The organism is Erythrobacter sp. S43 (assembly GCF_057364955.1).
This window is the reverse complement of record NZ_CP200285.1, coordinates 519,902-533,715: the sequence shown is the minus strand read 5'-3', so window position 1 is coordinate 533,715 and position 13,814 is coordinate 519,902. Positions and strand designations below refer to the sequence as shown.

The following is a 13,814-nucleotide window of genomic DNA, read 5'->3' as shown; positions in this document are numbered from 1 at the left end:
TGGTGAAGCGGCTCAGCCCTCGGCTTTGGCCACACCCTTCTCATCCATTGTCTGCTGCAATTCACCCGCCTCGAACATCTCCATCATGATGTCACTTCCGCCAAGGAATTCACCCTTCACGTAAAGCTGCGGGATGGTGGGCCAGTCCGAGTAGGTTTTGATACCCTGACGGATTTCCATGTCTTGCAACACGTCGACGCTTTCATAAGCCACGCCGCAATGATCGAGGATCGCAACCGCACGGCTGGAGAAACCGCATTGCGGGAACAGCGGAGTGCCCTTCATGAACAGGACAACGTCATTGTCGGAGACGATGGTTTCTATGCGGGCGTTGATATCTTCAGCCATGATTGATGCGGCCTTTTTGGAAGTTGTAAATCTGTCTGACGCTTACGTGGGAACCACAGTGGTGACTTGCAAGGCATGCAGCTCGCCGCCCATTTTGTCGCCGAATGCAGCATAGACCATCTTGTGCTGCTGGACGCGGTTCTTCCCCACGAATTGGGGCGCAGTGACCTTGGCGGCCCAGTGATCATCATCACCGGCAAGATCGGTCAGCTCGACGACCGCACCAGGCAATGCGGCTATGATGGCCGCTTCAATGTCTGCACCCTTCATCGGCATGACGTCAGCCTTCGGTAATCTGGCGTTTGGCTTCGGCAGCCATCTCTTCAAGCTTGGCGCGGATATCCGCCTCGGAGACATCTGTGCCAGCACCGGTCAAATCGCCAAGGAGCTTGCGAATAACGTCTTCGTCGCCTGCTTCTTCGAAGTCAGCCTGCACGACGGCTTTTTTGTAAGCGTCGGTTTCCTCTTCAGTCAGGTTCATGAGCTCTGCAGCCCATTCGCCCAGCAAGCGGTTGCGACGTGCAGCCACTTTGAATGCGGTTTCTTCGTCCATAGCGAACTTCGCCTCTTCGGCGCGTTCGCGATCGCTAAAATCGGTCATGTGTCCCTCCGGAAAATCGTTACTCTGAGATAGGAAGCGAGGCAGGGCGCGGCAAGCGCTTGTGCCAAGCAATTTGGCTCAATCCATCGTCACCACAAGCTTGCCGACGGCCTCGCGGTTTTCAAGCTTGGCGATGGCTTCGCCTGCACGCTCCAGCGGAAAAGTCTCTGACACCAGCGGATCGATCTTGCCTTCTTGCATCAGCGCGAACAGCTCTTTCACCTGTGCGACAAACTTGGCCGGCTCGCGCGCAGTGAAAGCGCCCCAGAAAACCCCGCAAATGTCGCAGGACTTGAGCAGAGTGAGGTTGAGCGGCATTCTGGCGATGCCGGCGGGGAAGCCGACCACAAGAAACCGACCTTCCCATGCGATCGAACGCAGCGCAGGCTCGGAATACTGACCGCCGACAATGTCGTAAACGATGTTTGCGCCTTCGGGGCCACAGGCGGCTTTGAACTTGCCCGCAAGCTCTTTCGATGCCGCTTTGTCCATCTCTTCGCGCGGATAGATCACAACTTCGTCCGCACCTGCTTTCTTAGCGACTTCGCCTTTTGCTTCGCTTGATACCGCAGCCACGACGCGCGCACCGAACGCTTTGGCGAGCTCAACCGCTGAGAGCCCTACGCCGCCCGCAGCACCGAGGATAAGGACCGTGTCGCCTTCCTTGATGTGCCCGCGATCTTTCAAACCGTGGATCGTCGTGCCGTACGTCATGAGCAGCGATGCAGCCTTTTCGAACGGAACGCCGTCCGGAACGGGGAACATACGGTTGGCGGGGACAATTGCCTTTTCACGCAGGCCACCATTGCCCATGCCAGCCATCACGCGGTCACCGACTTTGTAATTGTCGACACCTTCGCCGACCGCCTCGACCACGCCAGCCAGTTCGCCTCCCGGTGAGTAGGGCCGCTCCGGCTTGAACTGATAGAGATCGCGGATCATCAGCGTGTCGGGATAGTTGATCGCGCAAGCCTTCACCGCGACAAGCACTTCGCCTTTGCCGGGCGTCGGCACCTCGATTTCGTCAAGCGTCAGCGTTTCTGGCCCGCCAACTTCGTGGGTGCGGATGGCTTTCATGGTCTCTCTCCCGTCAGGATTGTGTGCCCGCCATCAACCAGCCCTGATCGGCGGTGCGGCGGTCTTCAAACTTGGAAATGCTCGTCTGCCGCTCAAGGGTGAGCGCGACCTCATCAAGGCCATTGAGCAGGCAGTGTTTGCGGAATGGATCAATTTCGAATGCGAAGCGATCTTGAAACTCTGTCGTGACTGTCTGTGTGTCGAGGTCGATATCTATGGCGTGGCCATCGCGTGCGACCTCCAGAAGGCGGTCGATCGCTTCCTGCGGTAGCACAACTGGAAGAATGCCGTTCTTGACTGCGTTACCAGAGAAAATGTCCGAATAGCTCGGTGCGATCACTGCGCGAATACCAAGATCAAGGATGGCCCACGCGGCATGTTCGCGGCTGGATCCACATCCGAAATTGTCGCCGGCAATCAGAATGGGCGAACCGGCAAACTCTGGATCATCAAAAACGTTGTCCTCGCTTGCCCGGATCGTTTCGAAAGCGCCCTCGCCAAGCCCTTCGCGTGTGATCGTCTTCAGCCATTTGGCAGGGATGATAATGTCCGTGTCGACATTCTTCGCGCCGAAAGGAATGGCGCGCCCATTGATCCGCGAAAGAGCTTCCATGATTGGTCCTCAGTCGGTCTCGGGCTGCTCGCCTGAGGGAACTTTATCGCTGCTAGGGGCATCACCCTTCTTCTGCTTGGAGCGTTTGCCAGCATAGAGCAGAGCAGCGGCGATGGCTGCTGAACCAATTGCTCCTGCGGCAAGGGCAACTTTGCCAGTGGACTTTTTGGGCGACTCTTCGGGGGTTTTTGTGTCGTCAGTCATAGGTCTTCTCATGGGCCGCGTGTGCAAGCATTGCAAGAAGTCAGCGCGTCAGTTCCCGCACATCTGTGAGCTTGCCGGTCACGGCGGCTGCGGCGGCCATGGCTGGGGAGACGAGGTGCGTGCGAGCGCCAGGGCCTTGGCGACCAACGAAATTGCGGTTGCTGGTCGAAGCACACCGTTCACCGGCAGGCACTTTGTCAGGGTTCATGCCTAGGCAGGCCGAGCATCCTGGCTCGCGCCATTCAAAGCCTGCGTCGGTGAAGATTTGATCCAATCCCTCTTCCTCTGCCTGCAACTTCACAAGGCCTGAGCCGGGCACAACGATGGCCCAACGCACATTGTCGGCTTTTCTGCGGCCTTCAAGAACAGCGGCGGCGGCGCGCAAATCTTCAATCCGGCTGTTGGTGCAGGAGCCGATAAAGATGTTCTCTACCGGCACATCGCGCATGGCTGTACCCGGGGTAAGCCCCATATAATCGAGGCTCTTTTGCGCTGCCTCACGCTTGCTCGCGTCGGCAAAGCTATCGGGTGAAGGGACATTGCCCCCAATCGCAACAACGTCTTCAGGGCTGGTCCCCCAAGTCACGGTCGGCTCGACCGCGCTTGCATCGACCACCACCGATTTGTCGAACACTGCGCCTTCATCGCTTCGCAGCGTGCGCCAATAGGCAACCGCCGCATCCCAATCCGCGCCTTTGGGAGCCATCGGCCGACCCTTGAGATAGTGGAACACCGTGTCATCGGGAGCGATCAGACCCGCCCGCGCGCCTGCTTCGATGCTCATATTGCAGACGGTCAGACGCTCTTCGACGCTCATCGCTTCGAACACTGCACCGCGATATTCGATCACATAACCCGTGCCACCCGCCGCGCCAATCACGCCAATGATGTGCAGGATTAGGTCTTTGGCGGTGACGCCCGGCCCCAATTCTCCCTCAACACGGATTTCCATCGACCTCGATTGCTGCAGCAACAGTGTTTGCGTCGCCAAAACATGCTCGACTTCGCTGGTCCCGATCCCAAAGGCGAGGGCGCCCAAGCCGCCATGACTGGCCGTGTGCGAGTCCCCGCACACAATCGTCGTGCCCGGCAGCGAGAAACCCTGCTCAGGACCGACCACATGGACAATCCCCTGCTCGTCATCAGCATCGCCGATATAGCGGATGCCGAAATCGGGCGCGTTCTTTTCCAGTGCCGCCAGCTGCGCCGCGCTTTGCGGGTCGGCAATAGGCACCTTACTGCCCGCTGCGTCGCGGCGAGCGGTGGTGGGAAGGTTGTGATCGGGAACAGCCAGCGTCAGCTCTGGTCGACGCACGGGGCGCCCGGCCAAACGCAACGCTTCAAACGCTTGCGGGCTGGTCACCTCATGCACCAGATGGCGGTCTATATAGATGATCGCGGTGCCATCATCGCGCGTTTCGACGACGTGCGCGTCCCAGATCTTCTCGTAAAGTGTGCGGGGTTTGCTGGCCATGGGCGGGGTTCATTTCCTCGTTTCGCGCTGCTGTTAGCGGGGCTCACACACGTCATGCAAGACAGCGGTTGATTTCGATCAAAATAGTCATGGATTCGTAAGGAGTTTCTCGCTAACTTACACTCATGTCAGCAACGCCTTTCAAATTCCCGATCACAGTCGCGCCCGAAGACATCGATTTCATGGGCCATGTGAACAATGCACGCTATCTGAATTGGGTCCAGGACGCGGTTTTGGCGCATTGGCAAAAGCTGGCCCCGGCAGAGGAAGTGGCGAGCAAAGCATGGGTCGCGCTCAAGCACGAGATCACGTATCGCAAACCGGCTTTTCTTGAAGATGATGTGATCGCCAGCACGGTGCTGGAGCACTACCAGGGCGCCCGTGCATTCTATCACACCGTGATTGAACGCGGCGGTGTCGTGCTGGCCGAGGTGAAATCAAGCTGGTGCTGCATCGACGCCAAAACCCTGCGCCCCGCCAAGATTGGCGAAAACATGCGCGAGTTTTTCTTCCCTGAGGGGTGAGGGCGCGTTTTCTTAATCCCATTCTGCCGGATCGAGAGCCAGCAACTCCTTTAGCTGCGCATAGAGTGCCGGTTCGTGATGCCGCAGCGCCTGCGGTCTTTCAAAGAACGTAACAACAGCCTCAGCGAAGAATTCCTCGTGATTGGTTGCGCCGTATGGGTCGATCAGCGTCTGATACCCGTGTTCCACGCGCGTGACGTGGTCACTGTATGCCTCCAGCATCGCCTTTTCCCACCCATCATAGGCTTGGCCCTTACTCAGGATCGGGATGCCGTTTGTGTGGCCGGTCAAGGCGTCGAGCTGGTGAGCGAATTCGTGGATCACCACATTGTGCCCGTCATTGGGGTCCAGACCACCTTCAAGCGCGTGATCCCACGACAAGACAACCGGCCCGCGCGCCCAGCTCTCGCCCAGCATTGCGTGGTGGTGTTCACGCATCACGTAGCCATCATGCGTTTCGCGCGGTGCGGTGAAGGTCGAGGGGTAGATTAAAACGGTCCGCAGCGTTTCGAACCAGGCATTACTGTTCACCACCAGCAAGCAGGCCTGCGCCGCGATCGACAGTCGCATGGGATCGGTAACTTCAAGGCCATTCTGACCATGAAAGGTAATCTGATCGAGGAACAGATTTATCCTGCCCTCAAGCTTTGGCCTCAGAAAAGCAGGAAGCCGGCGTGTCACGGGTACAAGGCGCGCAACAATGGCGCGCTGTTCACTTGTCAGGGGCTTTGCGAGAATTTGCCGACGCTTGCGCTGCTTCAACCAGTGACGAAGCCACAGCAAACCGCCAACGACCAAGCAGACACCTAGGATGACCAGAAGCGACATCCAACGAAGGTAGGGCTCTGCTGGTTCAATTGTTAGACCCGCGAGCGTCGACGCCGAACAATCAAGCAAAGCAATTGCAACGAATTCAGTCAGCCCCTACGCACCCAAATGGTATCCCCTTGCGTATCTAGAGACAGATGACCTCGCCAATTGCCCTTCCTGACCGCAGAGCACAAACCGTCATCGGTTTGGCGCTTGCACTGTGCGTGGCCGGGTCGTGGCTGGGCATCCATTTCTACGCGATGTTTGTGTTTGAACTGTCATGGGCGAGCCTGCCTATCGCTTTTGCGATGGCGGTTGTTCAAACTTGGCTGTCGGTTGGCGTGTTCATCGTGAGCCATGATGCCATGCACGGGAGCCTGGCGCCGGGGCGGCCACGCCTGAATGCTGTTATCGGAGGGGTCTTGCTGGCACTTTATGCGGGCTTCGGGTGGAAGCGGATGCGAGATGCGCATTTCATCCACCACAAGCTCGCAGGGCACGAGGGCGATCCCGATTTTGACGAGGACAATCCGTCAAACTTCTTCCGTTGGTATTGGACCTTTCTAAAGCGTTACTTTGGTTGGCGATCGCTGGTCTATGTCCACGCGGTGGTGGGGCTATACTGGTTCGTGTTTGACGTCCCGTTCCTCCAGATATTCATGCTTTACGGTGCGCCCGCGCTGCTTTCGTCCCTGCAGCTTTTCTATTTCGGCACGTTCCGCCCCCACCATCACGAGCCGGGCGATGATTTTGCCGATCGCCACAACGCGCGAAGCAACGATTTCGGGACGCTGGCGAGTCTCGCCACTTGCTTCCATTTCGGCTATCACCTCGAGCATCATCGTCAGCCACAGGTGCCTTGGTGGGCGCTGCCGGCGGCGAAGAAAGCGGGCGTCGGGATCACGCCGGTCGAATCGAAGGACGAACGACGGGAAGTGGTGGCATGAGCTGGCTAGAGATTTTTGCAGTGGTGCTGGGTGCGGTCCTCTTCATGGAGGGCTGGGCGTGGTTTGCGCACAAGTACATAATGCATGGCTTCGCATGGGGATGGCACCGCGACCATCATGAGCGGCATGACAATGCGTTTGAGAAGAACGACCTGTTTGCGGCTGTGTTCGGCACGATCAACGCCATCATGTACATATTCGGCTCGCTCTATTGGGAAGCCATGTGGTGGGCCGCGGTGGGCGTGACGCTTTATGGCCTGATCTACGCGGTCATCCATGATGGCCTGGTGCATCAGCGTTTCTTCCGCTGGGTTCCGAAGAAGGGCTACGCCAAGCGGTTGGTGCAGGCACACAAGCTCCATCACGCAACAATCGGCAAAGAGGGCGGGGTCAGCTTCGGTTTTGTTTTCGCGCGCGACCCAGCCAAGCTTAAGGCCGAACTGAAAGCACAGAAGGAAGCAGGCGTCGCCGTTGTGCGCGATGCTCAAGTCTAGCTAACGCCACAAGCGTGAGACAGGTAGGCGAGTTTTGGGAAGTGTGACTTTCCAAGCAACATTCTGACTCCATAGAAATTTCGGGCTCGCCAATCGCGCGATGTGTGACTTTCCAAATCGCAAAGATCTCGATGCACGCAATGAGCGTGGCAGCCGGATCAACCGTGAGAAAGAGCGCCGCGCCGCATAGCGCGCTCGCATCACAGTAGGAAAACTATGCGGCCGCCAGTCGTGCGGCGTGTTCCTTCACCAGAGCGATCATATTCGGCACGCCTTGAGTGCGGTTGCTCGACAGCTGGTTTTTGAGATCAAAAGGCTCGAGCGCGGCGGTCACGTCCATGCTCGCAACTTCGCCCGCAGGCTTATCCTGCACCGCGGAGATCACCAGCGCGACGATGCCTTTGGTAATTGCGGCGTTGCTATCAGCGAGGAAGTGCAGCGTCTCTGACGCTTCCGTCGGATAGACCCACACCGAGGCCGAACAACCGCGCACCAGGGTCGCGTCGGTTTTCAACGCGTCGGGCATATCCTCAAGCTCTCGGCCGAGCTCAATAAGCAGGCGATAACGCTCATCGCCTTCGAGGAATTCGTACTCTTCAAGAATGTCAGACAGGGTGCGCATGCGCCGCTATTTAGGGAGGCGGGGCGCAGTGTCCACCTGTGATTGGATTAAAGCTCAACTCCGCTAGCGATGGCTTCCAGCTTTTTGATGCGCTCTTTCAGGTCCGCCATCTCGATCCGCGCTGCGCCGACACCGGCCCCGCCTTCAATCTCTTTCGAGGGGCCCGTGCCGCGGTCCAATTCTTCCCGCTTTAGCTCAAGCCAGCCCTGCCATGCGCGCAGCAGAGCGAGAGCGACCACGCAAATCCCGACAACACAACTCGCGGCAATTACGAAGGTGGGTTCCATCATGGCTTCGTTTCCTCTTTTTCAGCACCCTTCGGGGAGGGGGTGGAATCTTCCAGTTCCCTGAGCGCTTCGATTTCGGCTTCGATCTTCTGGGTTTTCTTGGCGGCGGGCATATTACTGTCCGTCACAATGCGCTCGAGCACCTGAACACGCTCGCGCAGTTCATCGCGCTCCCGCTCCGCATCAATCAGAGCGCGTTCTGCGTCGGTTTCCCGATAGGACGTCTCATCCTGATGGCGCGCATGGTCTCGGTTGAAGCGAAGGACGCCCCAGACCAATATCGCGACGATAGCAATGATGACCCAGCCGCTCATGAATGGGCCTCGTCCAGTTTTCGTGAGTGCGCTGGCGCGCCATCGCGCAAAGCCTCGATTTCGTCTGACAGGTCGATGGATCTGTCCGTGGCGATGCGCTCCAAAACTCTGACACGCTGTTCTAGGCTGTTGTCCGACGTTCCGGTGTTTTGGGGTGCCTCGACGTTATCTGCTGCTTTCCGCTTGCGGCGCATCAGGAGATAGACGCCCGCTGCTGTTACAGCCGCGGCCACACCGATCATTTGCAAGGCATCCATAACAAGAGGGGTGTCCGCGCCAAACATCACTGAACCTCTTCTTCTTTCGCGTGCTCGATGGAGCCACGCAGCGCATCGATTTCGTCAGAGAGCAATTGTCCGCGATCTGTCGCGATCCGTTCAAGAACTTCGAGGCGATCTTCGATCATCCCGACGCGTTCGCTGTCGATCGAGCCTTTGCGGCCTGCCGAACGGTTTCCGTGCTCGACTTCCCAGCGTTTCTGAGCGTGAACTTTCTTGACGATGCTGTTCACCGAAATGCCGAACACCGCCGAAATGGTCACGATAAAGCCAAAGATCAGGATGAGATCGGGGTCCATTACGCGTTTCCTTTGTCCTCTTGGAACTCGAGAGCATTGTCTCTTAGGGCATCAATCTCGTTGCCGAGTTGGTATCCGCTGTCGGTGACAATGCGTTCGACGTTGTTGAGGCGATCCTTCATGGACCCGATTTCGGCGCGCAGCTCGGCGTTTTCCTGGGTCAACAGAGTGACGCGCTGTTTGGCCTCATGGTCGCTCGCAGGTTTCAATGACTGGCCCCATGCGCCTTCCAGCGGATAACCATGCTTGATCCGCAGGCGGGTGGTGTGGATCCATCCGGCAATTCCGGCAGCTCCAAGGGCCAACCCGCCGCCAATGATCCATGGCAGGTTCGGCACGATTACGGCTGCAGCATCAATGCTCATGCTTTTTCCTTTGTGTCGATGTTTAGCGGGACGCCTGCATCCGAGGCGCGGGGGAAGGGGTGTCGCGAAGCGCTTCGATCTCGTCCGCGAGTGAGAAGCCGCGATCTGTAACCAAGCGTTCGAGCACTTTGACGCGATCTCTCAGTTCGGTGATCTCGGCCTTCGTATGGCTGTCGTCATACTTCTCGCTCGGCGCGATGCGTGTCTCGTTGCCATCTTCGTCAGAGATGATCCCGTATTTGGCTTGCACCGCTTTGACGCCGCCCCAAACCAGAATGGCTACGACTGCTACTGCTGCCCAATCCATTATGCGCGCTCCTCTTTCGGAAGGTCCAGGGGAACGCCTGTGTCGGAGGAGCTCGGCTTATCGCGCAGGGCATCAATCTCGTCAGAGAGTGAATAGCCGCGGTCTGTAACGATCTTTTCGAGCACGATCATGCGGTCCTGCATGGAGTCGAGTTTCTCATTGAGTTCGCGGTTTTCCGCTTTCAGACGCGTTGTTTCTTGCGTGTCAGACCGCGCGGTTTTTCCGCCCCACTCGTCTTCCAGCTCATAGCCATGCTTTGCCCGGATCCAGTTGTTCAGGACCCAGCCAAAGGTGCTGATAGCTACAATAGCGATGACAAATTCGGGGCTGCCCCAATCCATTATGCTCTTTCCTTGCTTTCGATGTTGAGTGGAACGCCGGTGCCGGTGTCTTCAACCGAGCGGGTGTCGCGCAAAGCCTCGATCTGGCTCGCGACGTCATAGCCTTTGTCGGTGACGATGCGTTCGAGAACGCGAACTCGGTCCTCAAGACCCTGAACCTGTGAAGCGTACTGCGCCGCTTTTTCGGCGGTCGCTTCGGCAGTTGTGCTGACCTGCATCTGGGCGATCTTTTGCTTATGCTTGGCCCAGATCGCGACCATCGGAATGGTGCAACCCATGACGATTGCAATGATCGGGATCATTACTCCGAGTGTTCCAGCGTCCATATGTCGTATCCTCCAAGCGCTTTGGATCAGCGCAGTTTTTCGATTTCATCAGCGGTGCGACGCGCCGGATCAGTGGCGATCTGCTCCAGAATCGCGATCCGGTCCTGCATCAAACTGACAGTTTCCTTGAGCTCGGTGTTCTCGCTCGTAAGAGCCGCCTGTTCTGGCTCTCCATATTTGATCCGCGCCATCTCTCGGCGATGGCTAAGGAACATGTTGGACAGCCCAAGTATCCCGCCAAACACTGAGATCACCACCAGCCCGTTTAAGATTGCTTCTTCGATGGGCATTGTCTGTTCTCCCTGTTTGGCCTGGATCAGCGAAGGCGTTCGATTTCGGCGTTCAGGCGCGGATTGCTGCTGACGTAATGGCTTTCCACCGCAGCCAGACGGCGGTCGATATCGCGGAAATTCGCGCGGATCTCACGGGCGGTGCGCTTCGGGCTCTGCCGGACGCTCTGCCAGTACTTCTGCTCACCCTCATCTGCGTAGAGGTGAGGCGGTTTCTTGTTCAGCAGAAAGCCTGCGGCGAAATACATGAGGAAACCAATGGGACCGAGCGCAAATACTGTCAGCGCGACAGCGCCCATTCGGACCCAGAACGGATTGACACCGGTGTAATCGGCGATCCCGGCGCAAACACCCATCCATTTGCCATTATGCTTGTCGCGGTACAGCGTGGTGCGGGGGGAGTTCATGCCTTGGTTCCTTTCTTCTCTGCCATGAGCTGCTCAAGCTCACGCAATTGCTGGTTGTCTTTTTCCTGGTCTGCCTGGATGCGCTTGACCGGGTTGAACGAGGGGTCATCTGTGGCGACGAGACGCTCAACCGTGTCCATTCGCTCATCCAGCCGTTTGGCGAGGTTGTAGAGCTCTTCCAGCAGCACCTCGTCATCAGTCGTGATGGTGGCAGCCGTTTTCCATTTGGTCACGTAGTGGAGGATGATCCACGGCAGCGCGATGAAAATTGACATAACGGCAAATATCGGACCGATATCATCCATTTGAGAATTCCTGTTCTTTCAATTCAGTGTTGTTTCAGTCTTTTGCGTCCGGCTTGCCCAGCGCCTTTTTCATTTGTTCAAGTTCATCATCGATCGCATCGGCGCCTTCCAGCGCGGCGATCTCGTCGGAAAGCGACGGCGGACCGTCAGTGCCGATGGCAATCGCATCCGCGCGGCCTTCGGCGTAATCAACGCGGCGTTCGAGCTGGTCGAACTTCGCAAGGGCATCATCGGTGCGCTCGGTGCTCATCAGCGTGCGCAGCTTGACGCGATTTTCAGCGCTTTCGAGACGCGCCGCGATCTGTGTCTGGCGGCTGCGAGCTTCGCGCAGGCGATGCTGCAGCTTGGCAATGTCTTCCTCGTAGGCGCGCAGAGCGTCATCAAGCACAGCAATCTCTGCGTTGAGCTGGGTCGACATATCGGCGGCCTTTTTTCGCTCAACCAAAGCGGCGCGGGCCAGATCTTCGCGATCCTTCGACAGCGCCAGCTGAGCCTTCTCGCCCCAGTCAGCCTGAAGCCGGTTCAGCTTCACCACATGGCGATGCATTTCTTTCTGGTCTGCAATCGTGCGCGCCGCGCTTGCGCGAACCTCGACCAGCGTTTCCTCCATTTCGAGGATGATCATGCGGATCATCTTCGAAGGATCGTCTGCCTTGTCGAGCATGTCGGTGAAGTTGGCGGCGATAATGTCACGAGTGCGGCTAAAGATGCCCATAAAGGCTGCTCCGTCTAGGAAAGTATTGTTGCTTGCGGAGCGCGAGTCTCCGTTTTCGCTGTAATCCTGATTTTGCGTCGGAGTGGGGCTTGTACGCAAGGCCTCAATTTCTGCATCGAGGCGAGAGACGCGGCCGGTCTCTCTTTCGGGCTTCTCTTTGCGCACTGGAGTTAGACCGCGCGGCGCGAAAAGGCCTCCTTTTGGGCCGGAGCGTCGGCATCGGGGGTTGCCGTCGGGGATTGTTGCTCCGGCCCTTTGGGGGACTTTTTATCTTTGGTGTCGCGCTTGCTCATCAGGATTTCCACCGCTGCACTCAGGCGATTTCAACCGCGATGTGATCCAGCGCCATCGGCGATGCCGGGCCATGGACAGCCTCGAACTGGGTCGAAACTGCGATCAGCATGACCATCGCTGCGACAGAAGCCATTGCGGCCTGACCGAGCTTGCTGGCGAAGAATTCTGAGTTGTACATTTGGGTTCTCCCGAAAGTCTGAAAGTGTCTTGCCCCAGACTTTGCAACGGGTGTGCCAAACTCGAAAAACCGCAGAAATGCGTTGTTTCATAATGTATCCCCAAGGAGTATGTTGGTTTTCCTTGCCAAGCATTGGGAAAATTTCCTACATGTTGGCCATGGAGCGCGAAAACCAGTTTATTGGGCAGTCCGGAGCATTCCTCGATTCTGTTGAGCGGGCCAGCCGCGCCGCGCCTATGAGCCGCCCGGTTCTCATCATCGGAGAGCGCGGAACCGGCAAGGAACTGATCGCCGAACGTCTCCACCGTCTCTCCACCCGCTGGGACGAACCGCTCGTCACCATGAACTGTGCGGCGCTTCCCGAAACCTTGATCGAAGCTGAGTTGTTCGGCCACGAGGCAGGCGCCTTCACGGGTGCTACCAAAGCGCGTGCCGGAAGGTTTGAAGAAGCCGACAAGGGGACTCTATTTCTCGACGAACTGGGCACTTTGTCCATGGGCGCACAGGAGCGGCTGCTCAGAGCCGTCGAATATGGAGAGGTAACGCGCATCGGCTCCTCCCGGCCGATCAGAGTTGATGTCCGCATTGTCGCAGCGACCAATGATGATCTTCCGGCCTTGGCCAACAGCGGCGAATTTCGCGCTGACCTTCTCGACCGGCTGAGTTTTGAGGTTATCACTTTGCCGCCCTTGCGGGTGCGTGAGGGTGATGTGGCGGTGCTGGCCGAATACTTCGGACGGCGTATGGCGGCCGAGCTGGATTGGCATAACTGGCCGGGTTTCGCGGCGCATGTGGCCAGCCAACTCGAAGAATATGCGTGGCCCGGCAACGTAAGAGAGCTTCGCAACGTGATTGAGCGGGCGGTGTATCGCTGGGACGATCCGGAAGAGCAGATATCGTATATCCAGTTCGATCCGTTCGATAGCCCGTGGAAACCCAAGGCCCCTCCTCATCGCAGGGCCGACGGAACAGGCTCGGCTGCTGCTGCTGCGGCAACTCCGGCACCTTCACCAGCGGCCACTATGGTGCCTGAGATGGACAGCATTGATGACCTACGCGCCGCTGTCGATGCGCATGAAAGGTCTATCGTAGAACACTGCCTGGGTAAGCACCGTTGGAATCAGCGCCAAACGGCGAAGGCTCTTGGTCTGAGCTATGATCAGCTGCGCCATGCGATCAAAAAACACGGCTTGATGGAAGAAAGCGACTGACCCGTCTTTGGTCAGTTTTGGGCTTCTAAGCCCTTGTGTTTTAACTTTTCCGCAGTGAAATCCGCTTAAGTTGAACCCATCTAAGGGGACGTAAAGCGATGAATTTACTCAGCGGTGGTTTGTATCACGTAATCCGTGGAATCATGTTTCTGGCAGTCGTGGCTTGGATATTCATGGGCTACG

At 57.6% G+C, this 13,814-nt stretch carries 26 protein-coding genes; 4 read left to right on the top strand and 22 right to left on the bottom strand.

Translation table 11 applies throughout. From position 1 onward, the window contains the following. Nucleotides 1-12: 12 nt before the first annotated feature. The 7 genes from grxD to leuC all read right to left on the bottom strand — a co-directional run bounded on the left by grxD (nucleotide 13) and on the right by leuC (nucleotide 4,317). A complete protein-coding gene (grxD, locus tag AC0V6K_RS02780) occupies nucleotides 13-348 on the bottom strand; it encodes a Grx4 family monothiol glutaredoxin (RefSeq protein WP_472624570.1) in 336 nt (111 codons plus the stop codon). A gap of 42 nt (nucleotides 349-390) precedes the next feature. Beyond that, nucleotides 391-624: a BolA/IbaG family iron-sulfur metabolism protein gene (locus tag AC0V6K_RS02775; protein WP_472624568.1), complete on the bottom strand. Its 234-nt coding sequence runs from the start codon at nucleotides 622-624 to the stop codon at nucleotides 391-393. A 4-nt stretch (nucleotides 625-628) separates the two neighbouring features. Beyond that, nucleotides 629-949 carry a DUF1476 domain-containing protein gene (locus tag AC0V6K_RS02770; RefSeq protein ID WP_472624566.1) on the bottom strand — a complete coding sequence of 107 codons (321 nt, stop codon included), beginning with the start codon at nucleotides 947-949 and terminating at the stop codon, nucleotides 629-631. A gap of 78 nt (nucleotides 950-1,027) precedes the next feature. Further along, nucleotides 1,028-2,026: an NADPH:quinone oxidoreductase family protein gene (locus AC0V6K_RS02765; RefSeq protein WP_472624564.1), complete on the bottom strand. Its 999-nt coding sequence runs from the start codon at nucleotides 2,024-2,026 to the stop codon at nucleotides 1,028-1,030. A gap of 13 nt (nucleotides 2,027-2,039) precedes the next feature. Next, the gene (leuD, locus tag AC0V6K_RS02760) at nucleotides 2,040-2,639 is read right to left on the bottom strand and encodes a 3-isopropylmalate dehydratase small subunit (protein WP_472624562.1); all 600 of its coding nucleotides are present in this window, start codon (nucleotides 2,637-2,639) and stop codon (nucleotides 2,040-2,042) included. 9 nt (nucleotides 2,640-2,648) lie between these two features. Next, complete coding sequence (locus AC0V6K_RS02755) at nucleotides 2,649-2,843, bottom strand: isopropylmalate isomerase (RefSeq protein WP_472624560.1); 195 nt, start codon at nucleotides 2,841-2,843, stop codon at nucleotides 2,649-2,651. A 40-nt stretch (nucleotides 2,844-2,883) separates the two neighbouring features. Continuing rightward, entirely contained in the window at nucleotides 2,884-4,317 is a 1,434-nt protein-coding gene (gene leuC / locus AC0V6K_RS02750; protein ID WP_472624558.1) for a 3-isopropylmalate dehydratase large subunit, read from the bottom strand. 125 nt (nucleotides 4,318-4,442) lie between these two features. On the opposite strand from leuC, the gene AC0V6K_RS02745 reads away from it, so the two are divergent. Then, nucleotides 4,443-4,841, top strand: coding sequence for an acyl-CoA thioesterase (locus AC0V6K_RS02745; RefSeq protein WP_472624556.1), 399 nt, complete (start codon nucleotides 4,443-4,445; stop codon nucleotides 4,839-4,841). Between the two features lie 12 nt (nucleotides 4,842-4,853). Here the strand turns inward: AC0V6K_RS02745 and AC0V6K_RS02740 are convergent, their stop codons facing one another. Next, nucleotides 4,854-5,669, bottom strand: coding sequence for a M90 family metallopeptidase (locus AC0V6K_RS02740; protein WP_472624554.1), 816 nt, complete (start codon nucleotides 5,667-5,669; stop codon nucleotides 4,854-4,856). 137 nt (nucleotides 5,670-5,806) lie between these two features. On the opposite strand from AC0V6K_RS02740, the gene AC0V6K_RS02735 reads away from it, so the two are divergent. Together AC0V6K_RS02735 and AC0V6K_RS02730 are read left to right on the top strand one after the other, a co-directional pair. Then, on the top strand, nucleotides 5,807-6,598 hold the full coding sequence (locus tag AC0V6K_RS02735) for a fatty acid desaturase (RefSeq protein ID WP_472624552.1): 792 nt from the start codon (nucleotides 5,807-5,809) through the stop codon (nucleotides 6,596-6,598). Beyond that, nucleotides 6,595-7,092, top strand: a complete 498-nt coding sequence (locus AC0V6K_RS02730) for a sterol desaturase family protein (protein WP_472624550.1) — start codon at nucleotides 6,595-6,597, stop codon at nucleotides 7,090-7,092. Before AC0V6K_RS02735 ends, AC0V6K_RS02730 begins: the two co-directional genes overlap by 4 nt. A gap of 214 nt (nucleotides 7,093-7,306) precedes the next feature. Here AC0V6K_RS02730 and AC0V6K_RS02725 read toward each other — a convergent pair whose 3' ends face one another. The 14 genes from AC0V6K_RS02725 to AC0V6K_RS02660 all read right to left on the bottom strand — a co-directional run bounded on the left by AC0V6K_RS02725 (nucleotide 7,307) and on the right by AC0V6K_RS02660 (nucleotide 12,420). Then, on the bottom strand, nucleotides 7,307-7,714 hold the full coding sequence (locus AC0V6K_RS02725; protein WP_472624548.1) for a SufE family protein: 408 nt from the start codon (nucleotides 7,712-7,714) through the stop codon (nucleotides 7,307-7,309). A gap of 47 nt (nucleotides 7,715-7,761) precedes the next feature. Then, nucleotides 7,762-8,004 carry a hypothetical protein gene (locus AC0V6K_RS02720; protein WP_472624546.1) on the bottom strand — a complete coding sequence of 81 codons (243 nt, stop codon included), beginning with the start codon at nucleotides 8,002-8,004 and terminating at the stop codon, nucleotides 7,762-7,764. Continuing rightward, nucleotides 8,001-8,315 (bottom strand): hypothetical protein, encoded by a 315-nt coding sequence (locus AC0V6K_RS02715; protein WP_472624544.1) that lies wholly within the window; start codon nucleotides 8,313-8,315, stop codon nucleotides 8,001-8,003. The genes AC0V6K_RS02720 and AC0V6K_RS02715 overlap by 4 nt, the downstream gene beginning before the upstream one ends. Next, complete coding sequence (locus AC0V6K_RS02710; RefSeq protein ID WP_486172544.1) at nucleotides 8,312-8,572, bottom strand: hypothetical protein; 261 nt, start codon at nucleotides 8,570-8,572, stop codon at nucleotides 8,312-8,314. The genes AC0V6K_RS02715 and AC0V6K_RS02710 overlap by 4 nt, the downstream gene beginning before the upstream one ends. A gap of 26 nt (nucleotides 8,573-8,598) precedes the next feature. Beyond that, a complete protein-coding gene (locus AC0V6K_RS02705; RefSeq protein ID WP_472624540.1) occupies nucleotides 8,599-8,892 on the bottom strand; it encodes a hypothetical protein in 294 nt (97 codons plus the stop codon). Next, nucleotides 8,892-9,257: a hypothetical protein gene (locus tag AC0V6K_RS02700; protein WP_472624538.1), complete on the bottom strand. Its 366-nt coding sequence runs from the start codon at nucleotides 9,255-9,257 to the stop codon at nucleotides 8,892-8,894. The genes AC0V6K_RS02705 and AC0V6K_RS02700 overlap by 1 nt, the downstream gene beginning before the upstream one ends. A gap of 22 nt (nucleotides 9,258-9,279) precedes the next feature. Then, nucleotides 9,280-9,564 (bottom strand): hypothetical protein, encoded by a 285-nt coding sequence (locus AC0V6K_RS02695; RefSeq protein ID WP_472624536.1) that lies wholly within the window; start codon nucleotides 9,562-9,564, stop codon nucleotides 9,280-9,282. Beyond that, entirely contained in the window at nucleotides 9,564-9,905 is a 342-nt protein-coding gene (locus AC0V6K_RS02690) for a hypothetical protein (RefSeq protein ID WP_472624534.1), read from the bottom strand. Before AC0V6K_RS02690 ends, AC0V6K_RS02695 begins: the two co-directional genes overlap by 1 nt. Then, nucleotides 9,905-10,231 (bottom strand): hypothetical protein, encoded by a 327-nt coding sequence (locus tag AC0V6K_RS02685; RefSeq protein WP_472624532.1) that lies wholly within the window; start codon nucleotides 10,229-10,231, stop codon nucleotides 9,905-9,907. The genes AC0V6K_RS02690 and AC0V6K_RS02685 overlap by 1 nt, the downstream gene beginning before the upstream one ends. Nucleotides 10,232-10,257: 26 nt before the next feature. Continuing rightward, nucleotides 10,258-10,521 (bottom strand): hypothetical protein, encoded by a 264-nt coding sequence (locus AC0V6K_RS02680; RefSeq protein WP_472624530.1) that lies wholly within the window; start codon nucleotides 10,519-10,521, stop codon nucleotides 10,258-10,260. Nucleotides 10,522-10,547: 26 nt separating this feature from the next. Continuing rightward, nucleotides 10,548-10,928, bottom strand: coding sequence for an envelope stress response membrane protein PspC (pspC, locus tag AC0V6K_RS02675; RefSeq protein WP_472624528.1), 381 nt, complete (start codon nucleotides 10,926-10,928; stop codon nucleotides 10,548-10,550). Continuing rightward, the gene (gene pspB / locus AC0V6K_RS02670) at nucleotides 10,925-11,233 is read right to left on the bottom strand and encodes an envelope stress response membrane protein PspB (protein ID WP_486172543.1); all 309 of its coding nucleotides are present in this window, start codon (nucleotides 11,231-11,233) and stop codon (nucleotides 10,925-10,927) included. The genes pspC and pspB overlap by 4 nt, the downstream gene beginning before the upstream one ends. A 34-nt stretch (nucleotides 11,234-11,267) precedes the next feature. After that, a complete protein-coding gene (gene pspA, locus AC0V6K_RS02665) occupies nucleotides 11,268-12,113 on the bottom strand; it encodes a phage shock protein PspA (protein ID WP_472624524.1) in 846 nt (281 codons plus the stop codon). A 148-nt stretch (nucleotides 12,114-12,261) separates the two neighbouring features. Beyond that, the gene (locus AC0V6K_RS02660) at nucleotides 12,262-12,420 is read right to left on the bottom strand and encodes a hypothetical protein (protein WP_472624522.1); all 159 of its coding nucleotides are present in this window, start codon (nucleotides 12,418-12,420) and stop codon (nucleotides 12,262-12,264) included. A 158-nt stretch (nucleotides 12,421-12,578) separates the two neighbouring features. On the opposite strand from AC0V6K_RS02660, the gene pspF reads away from it, so the two are divergent. Further along, the gene (pspF, locus tag AC0V6K_RS02655; RefSeq protein ID WP_472624520.1) at nucleotides 12,579-13,631 is read left to right on the top strand and encodes a phage shock protein operon transcriptional activator; all 1,053 of its coding nucleotides are present in this window, start codon (nucleotides 12,579-12,581) and stop codon (nucleotides 13,629-13,631) included. The last annotated feature ends 183 nt before the right edge of the window (nucleotides 13,632-13,814 follow it).

Bases quoted from the DNA above. Each gene is read 5' to 3' on its own strand.
- AC0V6K_RS02715 (WP_472624544.1), bottom strand. From the start codon at position 8,315: ATGAGCGGCTGGGTCATCATTGCTATCGTCGCGATATTGGTCTGGGGC.
- AC0V6K_RS02745 (WP_472624556.1), top strand. From the start codon at position 4,443: ATGTCAGCAACGCCTTTCAAATTCCCGATCACAGTCGCGCCCGAAGAC.
- AC0V6K_RS02730 (WP_472624550.1), top strand. From the start codon at position 6,595: ATGAGCTGGCTAGAGATTTTTGCAGTGGTGCTGGGTGCGGTCCTCTTC.
- pspC (WP_472624528.1), bottom strand. From the start codon at position 10,928: ATGAACTCCCCCCGCACCACGCTGTACCGCGACAAGCATAATGGCAAA.
- AC0V6K_RS02690 (WP_472624534.1), bottom strand. From the start codon at position 9,905: ATGGATTGGGGCAGCCCCGAATTTGTCATCGCTATTGTAGCTATCAGC.
- pspF (WP_472624520.1), top strand. From the start codon at position 12,579: ATGGAGCGCGAAAACCAGTTTATTGGGCAGTCCGGAGCATTCCTCGAT.
- AC0V6K_RS02735 (WP_472624552.1), top strand. From the start codon at position 5,807: ATGACCTCGCCAATTGCCCTTCCTGACCGCAGAGCACAAACCGTCATC.
- leuC (WP_472624558.1), bottom strand. From the start codon at position 4,317: ATGGCCAGCAAACCCCGCACACTTTACGAGAAGATCTGGGACGCGCAC.
- AC0V6K_RS02765 (WP_472624564.1), bottom strand. From the start codon at position 2,026: ATGAAAGCCATCCGCACCCACGAAGTTGGCGGGCCAGAAACGCTGACG.
- AC0V6K_RS02695 (WP_472624536.1), bottom strand. From the start codon at position 9,564: ATGGATTGGGCAGCAGTAGCAGTCGTAGCCATTCTGGTTTGGGGCGGC.
- leuD (WP_472624562.1), bottom strand. From the start codon at position 2,639: ATGGAAGCTCTTTCGCGGATCAATGGGCGCGCCATTCCTTTCGGCGCG.
- AC0V6K_RS02720 (WP_472624546.1), bottom strand. From the start codon at position 8,004: ATGATGGAACCCACCTTCGTAATTGCCGCGAGTTGTGTTGTCGGGATT.
- AC0V6K_RS02710 (WP_486172544.1), bottom strand. From the start codon at position 8,572: ATGGATGCCTTGCAAATGATCGGTGTGGCCGCGGCTGTAACAGCAGCG.
- AC0V6K_RS02740 (WP_472624554.1), bottom strand. From the start codon at position 5,669: ATGTCGCTTCTGGTCATCCTAGGTGTCTGCTTGGTCGTTGGCGGTTTG.
- AC0V6K_RS02775 (WP_472624568.1), bottom strand. From the start codon at position 624: ATGCCGATGAAGGGTGCAGACATTGAAGCGGCCATCATAGCCGCATTG.
- AC0V6K_RS02685 (WP_472624532.1), bottom strand. From the start codon at position 10,231: ATGGACGCTGGAACACTCGGAGTAATGATCCCGATCATTGCAATCGTC.
- grxD (WP_472624570.1), bottom strand. From the start codon at position 348: ATGGCTGAAGATATCAACGCCCGCATAGAAACCATCGTCTCCGACAAT.
- AC0V6K_RS02680 (WP_472624530.1), bottom strand. From the start codon at position 10,521: ATGCCCATCGAAGAAGCAATCTTAAACGGGCTGGTGGTGATCTCAGTG.
- AC0V6K_RS02660 (WP_472624522.1), bottom strand. From the start codon at position 12,420: ATGTACAACTCAGAATTCTTCGCCAGCAAGCTCGGTCAGGCCGCAATG.
- AC0V6K_RS02755 (WP_472624560.1), bottom strand. From the start codon at position 2,843: ATGACTGACGACACAAAAACCCCCGAAGAGTCGCCCAAAAAGTCCACT.
- AC0V6K_RS02705 (WP_472624540.1), bottom strand. From the start codon at position 8,892: ATGGACCCCGATCTCATCCTGATCTTTGGCTTTATCGTGACCATTTCG.
- AC0V6K_RS02770 (WP_472624566.1), bottom strand. From the start codon at position 949: ATGACCGATTTTAGCGATCGCGAACGCGCCGAAGAGGCGAAGTTCGCT.
- pspB (WP_486172543.1), bottom strand. From the start codon at position 11,233: ATGGATGATATCGGTCCGATATTTGCCGTTATGTCAATTTTCATCGCG.
- AC0V6K_RS02700 (WP_472624538.1), bottom strand. From the start codon at position 9,257: ATGAGCATTGATGCTGCAGCCGTAATCGTGCCGAACCTGCCATGGATC.
- AC0V6K_RS02725 (WP_472624548.1), bottom strand. From the start codon at position 7,714: ATGCGCACCCTGTCTGACATTCTTGAAGAGTACGAATTCCTCGAAGGC.